This is a genomic window from Thermus sp. H19.2 (assembly GCF_054979525.1).
Genome location: NZ_CM143429.1, coordinates 553,208 through 566,842 on the forward strand (window position 1 = coordinate 553,208; position 13,635 = coordinate 566,842).

The 13,635-nt window shown below is 69.5% G+C and carries 16 protein-coding genes; 6 read left to right on the plus strand and 10 right to left on the minus strand.

All coding sequences use genetic code 11. The annotated features are described in order from the left end of the window. Nucleotides 1–10: 10 nt before the first annotated feature. The 3 genes from ACY5J6_RS03140 to ACY5J6_RS03150 are packed head-to-tail and all read right to left on the minus strand — an operon-like array spanning nucleotide 11 to nucleotide 3,315. The gene (locus ACY5J6_RS03140) at nucleotides 11–1,897 is read right to left on the minus strand and encodes a tetratricopeptide repeat protein (RefSeq protein ID WP_462845905.1); all 1,887 of its coding nucleotides are present in this window, start codon (nucleotides 1,895–1,897) and stop codon (nucleotides 11–13) included. 9 nt (nucleotides 1,898–1,906) lie between these two features. Next, nucleotides 1,907–2,611 (minus strand): WecB/TagA/CpsF family glycosyltransferase, encoded by a 705-nt coding sequence (locus ACY5J6_RS03145; protein WP_462845906.1) that lies wholly within the window; start codon nucleotides 2,609–2,611, stop codon nucleotides 1,907–1,909. Beyond that, nucleotides 2,599–3,315 (minus strand): 2-phosphosulfolactate phosphatase, encoded by a 717-nt coding sequence (locus tag ACY5J6_RS03150; protein WP_462845907.1) that lies wholly within the window; start codon nucleotides 3,313–3,315, stop codon nucleotides 2,599–2,601. Before ACY5J6_RS03150 ends, ACY5J6_RS03145 begins: the two co-directional genes overlap by 13 nt. A 27-nt stretch (nucleotides 3,316–3,342) precedes the next feature. Between ACY5J6_RS03150 and ACY5J6_RS03155 the strand changes: the two genes are divergently transcribed. Further along, nucleotides 3,343–4,278 carry a thiamine-phosphate kinase gene (locus ACY5J6_RS03155; RefSeq protein WP_462845908.1) on the plus strand — a complete coding sequence of 312 codons (936 nt, stop codon included), beginning with the start codon at nucleotides 3,343–3,345 and terminating at the stop codon, nucleotides 4,276–4,278. Between the two features lie 149 nt (nucleotides 4,279–4,427). Here the strand turns inward: ACY5J6_RS03155 and ACY5J6_RS03160 are convergent, their stop codons facing one another. After that, a complete protein-coding gene (locus tag ACY5J6_RS03160) occupies nucleotides 4,428–4,787 on the minus strand; it encodes a nucleotidyltransferase domain-containing protein (RefSeq protein WP_462845909.1) in 360 nt (119 codons plus the stop codon). Beyond that, the gene (locus tag ACY5J6_RS03165; RefSeq protein WP_462845911.1) at nucleotides 4,744–5,124 is read right to left on the minus strand and encodes a HEPN domain-containing protein; all 381 of its coding nucleotides are present in this window, start codon (nucleotides 5,122–5,124) and stop codon (nucleotides 4,744–4,746) included. Before ACY5J6_RS03165 ends, ACY5J6_RS03160 begins: the two co-directional genes overlap by 44 nt. 28 nt (nucleotides 5,125–5,152) lie before the next feature. On the opposite strand from ACY5J6_RS03165, the gene ACY5J6_RS03170 reads away from it, so the two are divergent. Genes ACY5J6_RS03170 through hisH form a run of 3 tightly spaced genes read left to right on the plus strand, consistent with a single transcriptional unit; the run spans nucleotide 5,153 to nucleotide 7,417 of the window. Continuing rightward, on the plus strand, nucleotides 5,153–6,196 hold the full coding sequence (locus ACY5J6_RS03170; RefSeq protein ID WP_462845912.1) for a pyridoxal phosphate-dependent aminotransferase: 1,044 nt from the start codon (nucleotides 5,153–5,155) through the stop codon (nucleotides 6,194–6,196). Further along, a complete protein-coding gene (gene hisB, locus ACY5J6_RS03175; protein WP_462845913.1) occupies nucleotides 6,189–6,773 on the plus strand; it encodes an imidazoleglycerol-phosphate dehydratase HisB in 585 nt (194 codons plus the stop codon). The genes ACY5J6_RS03170 and hisB overlap by 8 nt, the downstream gene beginning before the upstream one ends. A 47-nt stretch (nucleotides 6,774–6,820) precedes the next feature. Next, a complete protein-coding gene (hisH, locus tag ACY5J6_RS03180; protein WP_462845914.1) occupies nucleotides 6,821–7,417 on the plus strand; it encodes an imidazole glycerol phosphate synthase subunit HisH in 597 nt (198 codons plus the stop codon). Here hisH and ACY5J6_RS03185 read toward each other — a convergent pair. From ACY5J6_RS03185 to purE, 4 genes are all read right to left on the minus strand, one after another. After that, nucleotides 7,388–8,308: a carbohydrate kinase family protein gene (locus ACY5J6_RS03185; protein WP_462845915.1), complete on the minus strand. Its 921-nt coding sequence runs from the start codon at nucleotides 8,306–8,308 to the stop codon at nucleotides 7,388–7,390. The genes hisH and ACY5J6_RS03185 overlap by 30 nt on opposite strands. 177 nt (nucleotides 8,309–8,485) lie before the next feature. Further along, on the minus strand, nucleotides 8,486–9,622 hold the full coding sequence (locus ACY5J6_RS03190) for a phenylacetate--CoA ligase family protein (RefSeq protein ID WP_462845916.1): 1,137 nt from the start codon (nucleotides 9,620–9,622) through the stop codon (nucleotides 8,486–8,488). A gap of 157 nt (nucleotides 9,623–9,779) precedes the next feature. After that, the gene (locus ACY5J6_RS03195) at nucleotides 9,780–10,877 is read right to left on the minus strand and encodes a 5-(carboxyamino)imidazole ribonucleotide synthase (protein WP_462845917.1); all 1,098 of its coding nucleotides are present in this window, start codon (nucleotides 10,875–10,877) and stop codon (nucleotides 9,780–9,782) included. Continuing rightward, nucleotides 10,874–11,368 carry a 5-(carboxyamino)imidazole ribonucleotide mutase gene (gene purE, locus ACY5J6_RS03200; RefSeq protein ID WP_462845918.1) on the minus strand — a complete coding sequence of 165 codons (495 nt, stop codon included), beginning with the start codon at nucleotides 11,366–11,368 and terminating at the stop codon, nucleotides 10,874–10,876. The genes ACY5J6_RS03195 and purE overlap by 4 nt, the downstream gene beginning before the upstream one ends. Before the next feature lie 46 nt (nucleotides 11,369–11,414). Between purE and ACY5J6_RS03205 the strand changes: the two genes are divergently transcribed. Together ACY5J6_RS03205 and ACY5J6_RS03210 are read left to right on the plus strand one after the other, a co-directional pair. Further along, nucleotides 11,415–12,371, plus strand: a complete 957-nt coding sequence (locus tag ACY5J6_RS03205) for a sodium-dependent bicarbonate transport family permease (protein ID WP_462845919.1) — start codon at nucleotides 11,415–11,417, stop codon at nucleotides 12,369–12,371. Nucleotides 12,372–12,373: 2 nt separating this feature from the next. Continuing rightward, nucleotides 12,374–12,676 (plus strand): P-II family nitrogen regulator, encoded by a 303-nt coding sequence (locus ACY5J6_RS03210; protein WP_462843152.1) that lies wholly within the window; start codon nucleotides 12,374–12,376, stop codon nucleotides 12,674–12,676. A gap of 116 nt (nucleotides 12,677–12,792) precedes the next feature. Here ACY5J6_RS03210 and ACY5J6_RS03215 read toward each other — a convergent pair whose 3' ends face one another. After that, the gene (locus tag ACY5J6_RS03215) at nucleotides 12,793–13,485 is read right to left on the minus strand and encodes a TerC family protein (protein ID WP_462845920.1); all 693 of its coding nucleotides are present in this window, start codon (nucleotides 13,483–13,485) and stop codon (nucleotides 12,793–12,795) included. Between the last annotated feature and the right edge of the window lie 150 nt (nucleotides 13,486–13,635).

A 13,635-nucleotide genomic window follows, 5' to 3' on the forward strand; every position in this document is an offset into this window, starting at 1 on the left:
CGTTACCCCGTTACGGGCCGAGGAGCCACTCTACGAAGGCGTTCACCACGTCGTTCTCCGCGAGGAGCTCGGGGGTTTCCAGAACCGCCAGGTAGAAGGCCCGGACGAGGTCTGGGGGCGGGTCCCTCAGAAGCTCCTGGACGCTTTTCCCAGGGTAAGGCCCTTTGTCCAGGGGGGTGGTCAGGCGGGGGGCGGTGGCCAGGGGGGCGGCCTCCTTCAGGGCCTCCAGGGTCCTTTCCAGGAGGAGGCGCTCCCCGTCCATCCCCAAGGCCTCCTTGGGGGTGAGGAGGGGGTTTCCCGAAAGATCCCGCGCCTCCAGGCCCAGGGCGTAGAGCCTGCGGGCGAGGCTTTCCGGGCCCACCTCCAGGGGAAGGAGGGCCTGGGCCTTCCCGTAGCGCACCTCGAGGGTGTACCTGCCCTCCTCCGGCAGGGTCACGGCGGGGGCCACCTCCTCCAGGGCCGCCGTGAGGGGGGGAAAGCCCAGGGGCTTGGACTCCTGGGCCACCAGGTTCCCTTCCCGCCACAGGAGGGTTTCCAGGGCCTCCCTGCCCAGGTAGGGGGTGCCCTCCAGGCGCACCACGGGGAAGACCGCTTCCCCCTTGCGGAAGGGCCGGGCGTCTTGGCCTTCGGGGATAAGGGTGAGCCTCAGGACCTGGAGGCGCACCTGAGGGGCCTCGAGGCGGGCCAGGGCCCTCCGGGCGGCGAAGGCGGCGGGGTGCCCCGGGTAGCCCTGCAGGAAGGCTCGGTAAAGCTCCTTTGCGGCGAGCCCCGCCCGCTCGGAGAGGTAGGCCCGGAAGAAGAGGGTGAGGGGTTCTTTCCTCCCTTCCAGGTCCTTCAGGGCTTCCCGGAAGTCCTCGCCCTCGTCCAGCCTGAGCGCCCGGTCGTAGGCGGCCTTGGCCCCGAGGAACTCCCCGTAGATGGCCTTGAAGAGGCCCAGGTTGTAGTAGGCGGTGGCGTTGGGGCTCAGGCGCACCGCCCTCTCCGAGGCCTGGATGGCCCGGGGGAGGTCCCCGGTGAGGTAGTAGGCCCAGCCCAGGTTGGTCCAGTAGAGCCAGTGGTCGGGGCGGAGGGCGAGGGCCTTGAGGAGGGCCTCCTTGGCCTCCTCCCCCTTGCCTTCCTGGAAGGCGGCGAAGCTCACCTCCTCCCAGGCCAGGGGAAGCTCGGGGAAGGCCTCCGCCAGCCTCCTCGCCGAGGCCTTCCAGCGCTCGTCCTCCAGGGCCCGGAAGAGGAGGTGGGCGGCGGTCCTTTCCACCACGTCCCCTTCCTCCATGGCTCCCGCCAAGGCCAGGGCCTCCTCCCTTTTTCCCTCGGCGAGGAGGCGGAAGGCCTCGTAGGCCCGGGGAAGCTTCCCCTGCCAGAGGAGGAGGAGCTTCTGGGGGAGGAGCCCCTCAAGAAGCCCGCTTCCCCGGCCTTCCTTCAGGTCCAGGGCCGATCGGTGCAGGGGGTCGGGGTCTTCCCCCTGGGCCAGGGCGCGAAGCCTTTCCTCCGGGAGGCCGGGGGTGGGGAGGGGGGAGAGCCTCGGGGCCAGCCCCTTGCCCTGGAGCCAGAGCCAGGCGAGCTCCGGGGTCTTGAAGAGCCGCTCCTCGGAGCCGTCTTCCCGGGCGAGGACGAGCCTGAGGCCCCCCTTCTCCTCCCTACCGAGGAGCACCCAGTCCGCCCCCGTGGCCGCCCGGGCGAGCCGGGCCCCTGCCTTGGTGTAGAGCCCCCCGGCGAGCTCGTAGCTTCCCCGCCAGGGGAGGTCGGGGAGGAGGAGGGCGAGGAGGGTGGGGGGTGGGGCTTTTAGCCCTTGGGCGAAGGCCTGGGCGAGGCTATACCCCTTGGGCCCCTCAAAGGGCAGGACGAGGCCCTGGGCGAGGGCGAGGCCGAGAAGCCAAAGGCCTGCGAGAAGGCGCCGCATGGGTCTACTTTAGCGCTTCTCCTTGAGCACCAGGTAAGCGAAGCGGAAAAGCCTGGGGGCCCTCCGCCAGCGCTTGGGGTCCAGGCCCACCCGGAGGAGCCACTCCAGGCCCAGGCGCTGCGCCCAGAGGGGCGGGCGCCGGGCCTCCCCCGCCAGGACGTCCAGGGTGCCCCCTACCCCCATGGCCACCCGCGCTCCCAGGTGGGGCTTGTGGCGGTGGATGAAGGTTTCCTGCCTTTCCCCCATGCCCACCAGGAGGAGGTCGGGGGCCTTTTGGCCGATCTGGGCCACCACCGGCTCCTCCTCCTGGAAGTAGCCGTGGTGGAGGCCCACCACCACGCCCCCCAGGCGTTCCACCTCCCGGGCGGCCCGCTCCGCCACCCCCGGCTTTCCCCCGAGGAGGTAGACCCGGACCCCGGGAAACCGGCGGAGGAGGGCGAGGGTGAGGTCGATCCCCGTGACCCGCTCCGTGAGGGCGGCCCCGCAGAGCCTGCGGGCGGCCCAGAGGATCCCCACCCCGTCCGGGGTGACGAGTTCGGCCTCGAGGACGGCCCGCCGCAGGGCCTCATCCTCCTGGGCCCGCACGGCGATTTCCGGGTTTAGGGTGACCACCTGGTGGGTCCTGGGCTCCTGGAGGAAGCCCCCGATGCGCCCTAAGGCCTCCTCCATGTTCACGGGGTCCAAGGGAAGTCCGAGAAGGGTCAGGCGCTCCATGCCACGAACCTTTGGGCGTAGCGGTCCTGGGTGAGGCCGAAGGCGGCCTTGGGGAAGAAGCGGACCTCGGCCAGCCTCGGCACCACGGGGTCCACCCCGATGAGGCTGGCCCGGGCCAGCTCCTCGGTGCGGCCCTGGCGGTGGAGGACCTGGCCCTCGGGGCTTTGGAAGAGGGCCTCTTGGGGGTCGGGGAAGGCCTTGAGGAGGGCGGTGGCCAGGGAAGGGGGGGCTTCGGGGGAGAGCCTCCGCTTGAGGAATCCGGTGGCCACCACCGCCGAAAGGAGAGGCTCGGGAGCCCCGGCCGGGCGCAGGGTGAGGCCGGAAAGGCCCTTGGCCAGGGCTAGGGCCGCCTTGGCGTTGCGGAGGTTGGCCACGTAGGCCTCCTTTTCCTGGGGAAGGAGGCTCCCGTTGAGGACAGGGGCCACCAGAATGGCGCTTTTCCCCCGAACCTCCGTCCTTTCCAGGTCCACCAGGGAAAGCCTCCCGTGAAACCCCTCCGGGGGGAAGCCTTCCACCTCCCCCAGGAGCAGGGCCTCCCCGCCCAGCTCCTCGGCGAGAAGCCGGGCCACCTTGGGCCCGGGGGCGACCCAGACCTCCTTGGCCCCCTGGGCCAGGAGGAAGGTGAGGACGCTTCCTGCGGGCAGGACCTCGAGGAGGAAAAGGGGGCCCGCTATGGGCCTCAGGCACAGGTCAACCCGGCACACCCCGCCATGATACCCTAGCCTGGGCGTATGCGGCTTAGGGACCTGGGCGAGCGGGCGCTTTTGCGGCGCCTCGCCCCCCTGGGTTACCCCGAGGAGGCACCCCTGCCCCCCGGGGACGACGCCGGGGGGGTGTGGGTAGAGGGGAGGGCCTGGCTCCTCAAGACCGACGGCTTCCTCTACCGGGAGGTGGCCCTGAAGGGCATGGGCCCCTTTGAGGTGGGGTTTAGGGGGGTGGCGGCCACGGCCTCGGACCTCCTCGCCAAGATGGGGCGGCCCTTGGGCTTCACCTTGGGCCTTTTCCTGCCCGAGGACCTGGAGGAGGGCTTCGTCTTGGAGCTCGTGCGGGGGGCGGCGGAGGCGGCAAAGCGGCTTGGGGCCTTCCTCCTCGGGGGGGACACGAACCGGGGGAGGGAGGTGGCCCTCACCGTCTCCGGCTACGCCCTGGCGGAGGCCCCCCTGCCCCGGAAGGCCCGCCCCGGGGACCTCCTCTACCTCGCCGGGGACCGGTGGGGCAGGACGGGGGCGGCCATAAGGGCCCACTACGAGGGGCGCTCTCTAGAGGGTTTCCCCGAGATCCAAAGGGCCGCCTTCTACCCCCTGCCGCGCCTCGGGCTCCTCGCCCTCGCCGGCCTCCTGCGGGGAAGCCTGGATTCCTCCGATGGCCTGGCCGAGACCCTGTGGCAGCTTGCGGAGCTTGGGGTGCGGGTGGAGCTGGAAAGCCTCCCCCTCTACCCGGATGTTTTGGCCTTCGCAGGGAGCGAGGAAAAGGCTTTGGAGCTCGTCCTCTACGGGGGCGAGGAGTTTGAGGCGGTCCTGGTGGTGCCCCAGGAAGGGGCGGCCGCGGTGGAGGCGAGGGCCAGGGCCCAGGGGCTTCCCCTCTTCCGGGCGGGGAGGGTGGTGGCGGGGGAAGGGGTCTACCTCCGGGGGACGCCCCTTCCCCGGAAGGGGTACACCCACTTCTGATACCCCTTTGGCGTGAATCCTTCGCCCAAGCCCAGGTACGGAAGCCCTGCGGGCCTTTTGGGCCGGGGCCCCCATGCTGGCGCAAGCCAGCATGGGGTGGTATGAAGCGCCTCCCACCGCCTGCCCCTGGAGCGGGTGGTCCTCTGGCGTTAGGGAGGGGGGAGGAGCCAGCGGGTTTCCTCCCAGAGGACCCGGGCCAGGCGGGGGCTTCTTTGGGACAGGCCTTTCCACTCCTCGAGGGTGTAGACCAGGGCCTCCGCAGGCACGGGAAGCTCCTCTAGGGGAAGCCCCAGGGGGCGCTTCCAGGGGGGGAGGGGGGAGTGCGCCACCAGGAGGAGGAGGTCCAGGTCGCTCCCCACCCCCGCCTCTCCCCGGGCGTAGGAGCCGAAGTAGCCCGCGGCCACGAGTCCGGGGATGGGGTGGCGGGAAAGCCAGGCCTTCAGGGCCTTCTCCACCTCTTCCCGGCTAGGCCATCTGAGCACGGACGAACCCAAGGATCTCACGGGCATAGCCTATGGCCTCCTCGCTCTGCAGGGGTCCGTAGTGCTCCGCCGAAGGCCCCTCGGGGAAGGCGTCGGGGTAGCGGGTGGGGATATAGAGTCCATCCAGATAGCGGGCCTTTTCCACCAGCTCCTGGGGAACCGGAAGGGGAAGCTCCTTCAGGAGCCGGGCCACGAGGTGCCCCCAGGCCTCCTGGCCCAGGTGGAGGTGGAGGGCCTTCACCGCCTTCTCGGCCGCTTGCTGGGCGGCGAAGCAGGCCCACTCGTGCCTCCCGGCGTTCCGGGCGATCTCGGCCATCTCCAGGTCCTTCTCCGCCTGGAGGAGCCAGTCCCGGGCCCGGTTCATGCCCTGAGTTTACCGCTATACTCGGGGCATGCGGGCCTTCAAGGCGCACCTCCGGGGCCTCGCCCCTTACCCCTATAAAAAGGAAGAGGCCCCGGTGAAGCTGGACCAAAACGAAAGCCCCTTTGACCTCCCCGGGGAGCTCAAGGAGGAGGCCCTGGGGCGCCTTAGGGCCATCCCCTGGAACCGCTACCCGGAGATCCATGCGGAAAGCCTGCGAAAGAGGCTTTCCGCCCTTCTGGACTGGCCCGAGGAGGGGATCGTCCCCGCCCCCGGCTCCAACCTCCTGATCCTCGCCCTGAGCCTGGCGGCGGAGGAGGTCCTGGACCTTAGGCCCTCCTTCCCCCATTACGCCCACGCCGCCCAGGTGGCGGGGACGCCCTACCGGGCGGTGCCCCTGGAGGAAGGGTTCGCCCTTCCCTTGGAGGCCCTTCTCGCCGCCTTTAGGGGCGGGGTCCTCTTCCTCCCCAACCCCCACGCCCCCACGGGGGCCCTCTTCCCGGAGGAGGTCCTCTGGGCCCTGGCGGAAAGGGCCAGGGAGGTGGGGGGGCTTTTGGTGGTGGACGAGGCCTACCGGGAGTTCGCCGGGACGGACTTCCGCTTCCTCGCCCGGGAAAACCCCCACGTGGTCCTGCTTCGCACCTTCTCCAAGGCCTTTTCCTTGGGAGGTATCCGGGCGGGCTACCTCCTGGCCTCTCCCGAGGTGGCGGGGGTGGTGCGGGAGGTGCTTCCCCCCTTCGTGCTCCCCGCCCATACCGGGGCCGTCCTGGAGGTGGTCTTGGAAAACCCGGGCTACGTGGAGAAGGTGGTGGAGGAGGTGGTGCGGGAGCGGGAGAGAACCTATAGGGAGCTCCTCCGCCACCCCACCTGGCGCCCTTACCCGAGCCGCGCCAACTTCCTCCTCGTGAGGACCCCGGACGCGGGGGAGGCCTTCCGCCACCTCCTCTCCCAGGGCGTCCTGGTGCGCAGGCAGGACCGCTACCCGGGGCTAGAGGGGTGCTTCCGGGTGACCGTGGGCCGGAGGGAGGAGATGGACGCCTTCCTCAGGGCGGCCTTCGGGGTGGCCTATGCGTGAGGCCACGGTGGAAAGGGCCACGGCCGAGACCTGGGTGCGGCTCCGCCTCGGCCTGGACGGACCCACCGGGGGGAAGGTGGACACGGGCCTCCCCTTCCTGGACCACATGCTTCTCCAGCTCCAGCGCCACGGCCACTTCCTCCTGGAGGTGGAGGCCAAGGGGGACCTCGAGGTGGACGTGCACCACCTGGTGGAGGACGTGGGCATCGCCCTGGGGATGGCCCTGAGGGAGGCCCTGGGGGACGGGGCGGGTCTGGAGCGGTACGCTGAGGCCTTCGCCCCCATGGACGAGACCCTGGTGCTCTGCGTCTTGGACCTTTCGGGAAGGCCCCACCTGGAGTACCGCCCCGAGGAATGGCCCGTGGTGGGGGAGGCCGGGGGGGTGAACCACTACCACCTGCGGGAGTTCCTGCGGGGCCTGGTGAACCACGGGAGGCTTACCCTCCACCTGAGGCTCCTTTCGGGAAGGGAGGCGCACCACGTGGTGGAGGCGGGCTTCAAGGCCCTGGCCCGGGCCCTCCACCGGGCGACCCGCATTACCGGGGAGGGGCTTCCCAGCACCAAGGGGGTGCTTTGACCCCATCCTGGCTTGCGCCGGCATGGGGGCTCAAGCGGTGGGTGAAGATGAAGGCGCTGCTTATTGACTACGGCTCGGGGAACCTTAGGAGTGCCGCCAAGGCCCTGGAGGCGGCGGGGTTTTCGGTGGCGGTTTCCGCCGACCCCGAGGCCTACCCGGAGGCGGACCTCCTCGTCCTCCCCGGGCAGGGCCACTTCGGCCAGGTGATGCGGGCCTTCCGGAGGAGCGGTTTCCTGGAGCGGGTCCTCCGCCACCTGGAAAGGGGCCTTCCCTTCCTGGGGATCTGCGTGGGGATGCAGGTCCTCTACGAGGGGAGCGAGGAGGCCCCCGGGGTGGAGGGCTTGGGCCTTTTCCCGGGAGAGGTGCGGCGCTTTCCCGCAGGCCGGGTCCCCCAGATGGGGTGGAACGTCTTGGAGTTCGGCGGGGCCTTCGCCCCCCTCACGGGGCGCCACTTCTACTTCGCCAACTCTTATTACGGCCCCCTCACCCCCCACTCCCTGGGAACGGGGGCGTACGAGGGCACCCCCTTCACCGCCCTCCTCGCCAAGGAAAACCTCCTCGCTCCCCAGTTCCACCCCGAGAAGAGCGGGAGGGCGGGCCTGGCCTTTTTGGCCCTAGCCCGCCGCTACTTCCAGGTCCTCTAGGGTGACGAGCCGCCCCTGGGCCCCCAGGCCCGTGGCGGCCAGGGCCCCCGCCAGGTTGGCGAGGCGGCCCGCTTCCTGGGGCTTTTTCCCTTGCAGAAGGGCGTGGGCGAAGGCGGCGGTGTAGGCGTCCCCGGCCCCGGTGGAGTCCACGATGTCCTCCATGGGGAAGGGCTCCAAGAGCTCCTCTCCCTCGGGGGTGACCACGATGGACCCCATGGCCCCCACCTTGATGGCCAGGCGGTGGAAGCCTTCCTTCCGAAGCCGCTCCACCCCCTCGGAAAGGGAGGTGGCTCCCGTGAGGGCCAAAAGCTCGTTCTGGTTCATCAGAAGCCAGCTGACCCCCCTCAGGTGCTTCAAGAGTTCCCCCCCGGCCGCCCGCACCGCCCCCGTGCCCAGATCGGCGAAGATGGGCATCTCCCGCTTTCTGGCGGCCTCGAGGACCTCCACCGCATAGCTCCGGGAGGGCCCCCCCACCAGGGCGTAGGCGGAGAGGACCACGGCGTCCGCCTGGTCCAGGAAGCGGGGTTTGAAGAGGGAGGGGTCCAGGTGGCGGCTCGCTCCTTCGGCGCTCACCATGGCCCTCTCCCCCCCGGGCACCACCAGGATGAGGACGGAGCTCGTGGTGTGCTCCGGGTCCTCCTGGAGGTGGCGGAGGTCCACCCCCACCTCCCGCACCCGGCTTAGGGCCAGCTCGGCGAAAGGGTCCTTTCCCACCCGGCCCGCCAGGAAGACCCGGTGGCCGAGGCTCGCCAACTGGGCGGCCAGGGTACCTCCCGCCCCTCCGGGTTTCATGAGCGCCCTTCGGGCGGGGAGCTCCTCCCCGGGCTCGGGTATGCGCTCCACGAAGAAAAGCAGGTCCACGGAAACATCGCCCACCACGAAAAACCGCATCTTTCCCCCTTTCCAGGTAAAGGCTTTTGCCCTCACTATACCGCAAGGGCCTCGTGGCTTTGCCCCCAAGCTTACCGCCCCAGGATGAGAGAAACATAACAAGGCCCCGGCCCGGGGCCTAAGCGCCCGCACCTCCGTTTCGTGCCCGGGAGAAGGCCCTTCTGGGGTCCCCGCCGCTTAGAACCTCCGGTCCACCACCAGCCCCCCTTCCAGGGTCTCCACCAGTTCGGCCTCGTCCACCCGGAGGCCCGTGGCCTTCTGGATGGCCTCAAAGAGGCCGGGGGGGACCTTTTCCGCCTTGAGGCGCAGCACCAGCTTGTCCGTGCCCTCCAGCTTCCGCTCCACCACCACCTGGAACCCCTTGGGCTCCAGGCCGAAGCCTGCCAGGAGAGGGGCGAGCTCCGTGGGGTAGAGCTTGACCCCCTTCACCTTCACCATCTGGTCCGTGCGGCCGAAGACCCCTCGGGGGAGCACGGTGAGGCCCTCCCGCCTTTCGGCGATGGCCAAGTCCCCGGTGCGGAAGCGCACCATGGGCATGAGGGTGCGGCTTAAGGCGGTGACCACCAGCTCCCCCTTTTCCCCGTCCGCCACGGGGCTTAAGGTCTCCGGGTCCAGCACCTCCAAAAGGGCCATCTCCGGGATCTCCCAGAGCCCGTCCTTCTCCATCCGCTCCCCGGCCACGATGCCCAGCTCGCTGGTGCCGTAGGCGTCCAGGGCCACGCTCCCCAGGGCCTCCTCCACCCGCTCCCGGAAGCCCGGCACCGAGGTGAAGGGCTCCCCTCCCGCCAAAAGGAGGGGGAAGCGCCCTCCCGCCTGCCCCACCTTCAGGGCGAAGGAGGGGTTGGTGACCAGGACGTCAAAGCCGTAGAGCCGGCCGATCTCGGCGATGCGGGCCGCCTCCCCGGGGCCGTGGGGGAGGACCATGTTCCCCGCCCGCCAGAGGGCCTGGTGGAAGAGCCACCCCCCGGCGAAGACGTGGTAGCTGAAGGCCACCAGCACCTTCTTGCCCACGAGGCCGAGCCTTTTGTAGTGCTCCGCCAGGGCCTCGGCCTGGTAGTGGAGGTCCTCCTGGGAAAGGTACTCGGGCATCCAGCCCAGGGCGGGGCTTGGGGTGAGGTGCATGAGGCTCGCCCCTTCGGGGGGCCTGGGGTTTTCCCTGAGGAAGGCCACCCACTCCTCCCGGGTGGTGAGGGGCAGGGAGGGGAGGTCCTTTAAGGTGAGCTTCTCCGGGTCTATTCCCTGGAGTTTCTCCGCGTAGACGGGGTGGGCTTGGGCCTTTCGGATCACTTCCCTTAGCCTGGCCGTGCGGTCCATGCCGTACCTCCTTGGGCGGGAGGATTATACCCCTTTTTAAGTGCCCGCACGTTGTTTTCGCAACATGGGACACCCGAAACAGGGTGAGGAGAAGGCTCTTTTGGGGGCCCCCGCCGCGGCGAAAGCCGCGGTGGGGTACTTAACCCATGGATGCTCTTCACCAGGGCAACCCGGGAACCAGATGGGAAAGCCGGGAAAGCCCCTCTTCTAGGGCCGGGAAGCCATCCCGCCTCAGGGTGATGTGCCCCACCTTGCGCCCGGGGCGCACCGCCTTGCCGTACCAGTGGAGGTGGGCCCCTTCCACCTTCAAGACCTCGGCGAAGGGGGGCCTATGCCCGATGAGGTTCACCATGGCGCTTTGGCCCCTGGGGGCGGTGCTCCCCAGGGGAAGGCCAAGGAGGGCCCGGAGGTGGTTTTGGAACTGGCTCGTCTCCGCTCCTTCTATCGTCCAGTGGCCGGAGTTGTGCACCCGGGGGGCCATCTCGTTGAAGAGGAGCTCCTCCCCCAGCTGGAAGAACTCCAGGGCGAGGACGCCCACGTAGTCCAGGGCCTCGAGGGCCTTCTGGGCGTAGGCCTCCGCCTTTCTCTGCAGGGCTCCCGAGGCCCCGGGGGCCGGGGCCAGGGAGAGGCGGAGGATCCCCCCCCGGTGGCGGTTTTCCACCAGGGGGTAGAAGGCCACCTCCCCCATCCGGCTCCGCACGGCGAGGAGGGAGACCTCCCGGTCAAAGGGGACAAAGCCCTCGAGGAGAAGCCCCCTGCCCCCCAGGGCCTTCAGGGCCTCTAGGGCCTCTTCCTCCTTGCGCGCCAGGGCCTGCCCCTTGCCGTCGTAGCCGCCCCGCCTGGTCTTGAGGAGGGCGGGAAGGCCCACCCGCCCTAGGCCTTCTTCCAGGTCCTTGGGCCCGTCCACGGGGTGGAAGGCCGGGGTGGGAACGCCTAGGGCCTGGAAGAAGCGCTTCTCCGAGAGGCGGTCCTGGGCCACCTCCAGGGCCTTCGCCGGGGGATAAAGGGGAAGCCTCTCCGCCAGGAAGCGGGCCGCCTCCACGGGGACGTTCTCAAACTCGTAGGTGGCGAGGGCAAGCCCCTCGGCGAAGCGCGAGAGGGCCCCTTCGTCCAGGAACTCCCCCACCACGAGCTCCCCCACCTGCCCGGCGCAGGCCTCGGGGGAAGGGTCCAGGAAGCGAAAGGAAAGCCCCAGGGGATAGCCCGCGAGGGCCAGCATCCGCCCCAGTTGCCCCCCGCCCAGGATCCCGATCACGCCTCCTCCCTGGGGTCGGGGTGGGCGAGGACGGCCTCGGTTTGGGCCTTGCGGTAGGCCTCGAGGCGCTCCCTCACCTCGGGGTATTTGAGGCCCAGGATGCTCGCGGCAAGCAGAGCGGCGTTCACCGCTCCTGCTTTCCCGATGGCCAGGGTGCCCACCGGGACCCCAGCGGGCATCTGGACGATGGAGAGGAGGGAGTCCAGCCCCTTTAGGGCCCGGCTTTCCACCGGCACCCCCAGGACGGGCAAGGCGGTGTGGGCCGCGGTCATGCCGGGGAGGTGGGCCGCCCCCCCGGCCCCGGCGATGATCACCTGGAGCCCCCTCGCTTCGGCGGTCTTGGCGTACTCCGCCATGAGGTCCGGGGTGCGGTGGGCGGAGACCACGCGCACCTCGTAGGGGATGCCCAGGGCCTCGAGGGTCTCCGCCGCGTGGCGCATGGTCTCCCAGTCGGAGCGGGAGCCCATGATGAGGCCTACCAACGGCGCCATCGTACCGGATTGTAAAAGCCCCTCCTGGGGTTGTAAAGGTAGGGGGATGGACACCTTGGAGCTTCTTCGCCTTAACCTCCTTTCCCCCATGGTCCTGGCCTTCTTCCTGGGGGCCTTAGCCCGGTGGCTCAAGAGCGATCTCGCCTTTCCCGAGGCCCTCTACACCGCCCTTTCCATCTACCTCCTCTTCGCCATCGGCTTTAAGGGCGGGGTGGAGCTTTCCCACACGCCTTTGGCCGTGGTGCTCCTGCCCGCCCTCTTCACCCTGGCCCTCGGGCTTTTCCGGCCCTTCCCCGCCTACCTCCTCGCCCGGCGGTTCCTTAGGGTGGGACGGGAGGACGCGGCCGCCCTCGCGGCCCACTACGGCTCCGTCTCCGCCGTCACCTTCCTCGCCGCCCTCACCTTCGCCCAGGCCGTGGGGGACGCCCCTCCCGGGTTCATGCCCACCCTGGTGGCCCTCCTGGAGGTGCCGGGGATCGTGGTGGCCCTCCTCCTCGCCAAGCGAAAGGAAGGGCGCCTGGGGGAGGCGTTGCACGAGGTCCTCACCGGCAAAAGCGTGGTCCTCCTCCTCGGAGGTCTTTTCATCGGCCTCCTTTCGGGCGAGGAGGGGATGAAGAAGGTGGAGGCCTTTTTCGTGGAGCCCTTCCAGGGGGCCCTTACCCTCTTTCTCCTGGACCTCGGGATGGTGGCGGCCTCGAGGCTTTCCGTCTTGCGGCAGGTAGGCCTTCGCCTCGTCCTCTTCGGGGTGGGCCTCGCCCTTTTCCACGGGGCCTTGGGGGTGTACCTGGGCCTCCTCGCGGGCCTCGGGGTAGGGGGGGGCACGGTGCTTGGGGCCATGGCGGCAAGCAGTAGCTACATCGCCGCCCCCGCCGCCGTGCGCATCGCCCTTCCCGAGGCGAACCCCAGTTTGTACCTCACGGCGAGCCTCGCCGTCACCTTCCCCTTTAACCTGATCCTGGGCGTCCCCCTCTACCACGCCTTGGCGGTCTTTTGGGGAGGTTAGGTATGGACCTGGTGCCGCTGAAACTGGTCACCATCGTGGCGGAAAGCCTCCTGGAGAAGAGGCTGGTGGAAGAGATCAAGCGCCTGGGGGCCAAGGGCTACACCATCACCCCGGCCCGGGGGGAGGGTTCCCGGGGGATAAGGAGCGTGGACTGGGAGGGGCAGAACATCCGCCTGGAGACCATCGTGAGCGAGGAAGTGGCCCTGAGGATTCTGCAAAGGCTTCAGGAAGAGTACTTTCCCCACTACGCCGTCATCGCCTACGTGGAGAATGTCTGGGTTGTCCGCGGGGAGAAGTACGTGTGATGCCACCCCTACCCGGTGCAGGAGAGGCGCCGGGAGAGGAGAAGCCCCAGGCCCCAAAGAGGAGGGGCGTGAGGGTGCGCACCCCCCAATGAAGGGGGCGAGGAGGACGAGGGCGTTCATGCGGGGGCGGGTTTGCGGGTGGCCCAGAGGCTGCCCAGGAGGAGGACGGCGAGGAGGAAGAGGCTAAAGGCCTCCTTGCTAAGCCCCAGGGCGAGCTCGGGGCGGTGGAGGACCTCCTTGGCGAGCTTGTCCCACCCCCCCACGGCGAGCTTCGCCCCGGCGAGGCCCACCACCAGGTAGGCCAGGTGCTTGAACCGGGGGTAGCGGTCCAGAAGGGAGACCACGAGGCTCGCCAGCATCCTGAGGGCGAGGATCCCCAGGAAGACCCCGGTGTAGATGACCCAAAGCTTGTCGGAGACGGCCACGGCCACCAGCACCGAGTCCACGGCGAAGGCCAGGTCCATGAGCTCCACCTGGGCCACCACCTTCCAGAACTGGGCCGCGCTCACCTCCAAGGGCGGGGGGGCGTGGGCCTTCTCGGGCCTCAGGAAGTGCTTGAGGGCGATGTAGAGGAGGTAGGCCGCCCCCAGGGCCTGCACCCACCAGAGCTTGATGACCAAGGCGGCGAAGAGGAGGGCGAGGCCCCGGAGGATGTACGCCCCCAGGATGCCGTAGAAGAGGGCCTTTCGCCTCAGGTGCGCGGGGAGCTTTTGGACGATAACCCCCAGTATGAGGGCGTTGTCCGCCGAGAGGATCACCTCCAGGGCGACAAGCGTCAGGATGGCCGAAAGGGCGCCCGTGAGTTCCATGCCTTACCTCCCAAAAGAAAAGGCCACCGCCTTTAGCGGTGGTCTTGCCCGGACCCCTCCGGGTCCCCGGCCTCCCGGGGCCTCGAGGCCCGTCCTGACGGGAGGCCGGTTTGGGGCTACTCCCCAACCGGGACCAGTATACGCCAAAGG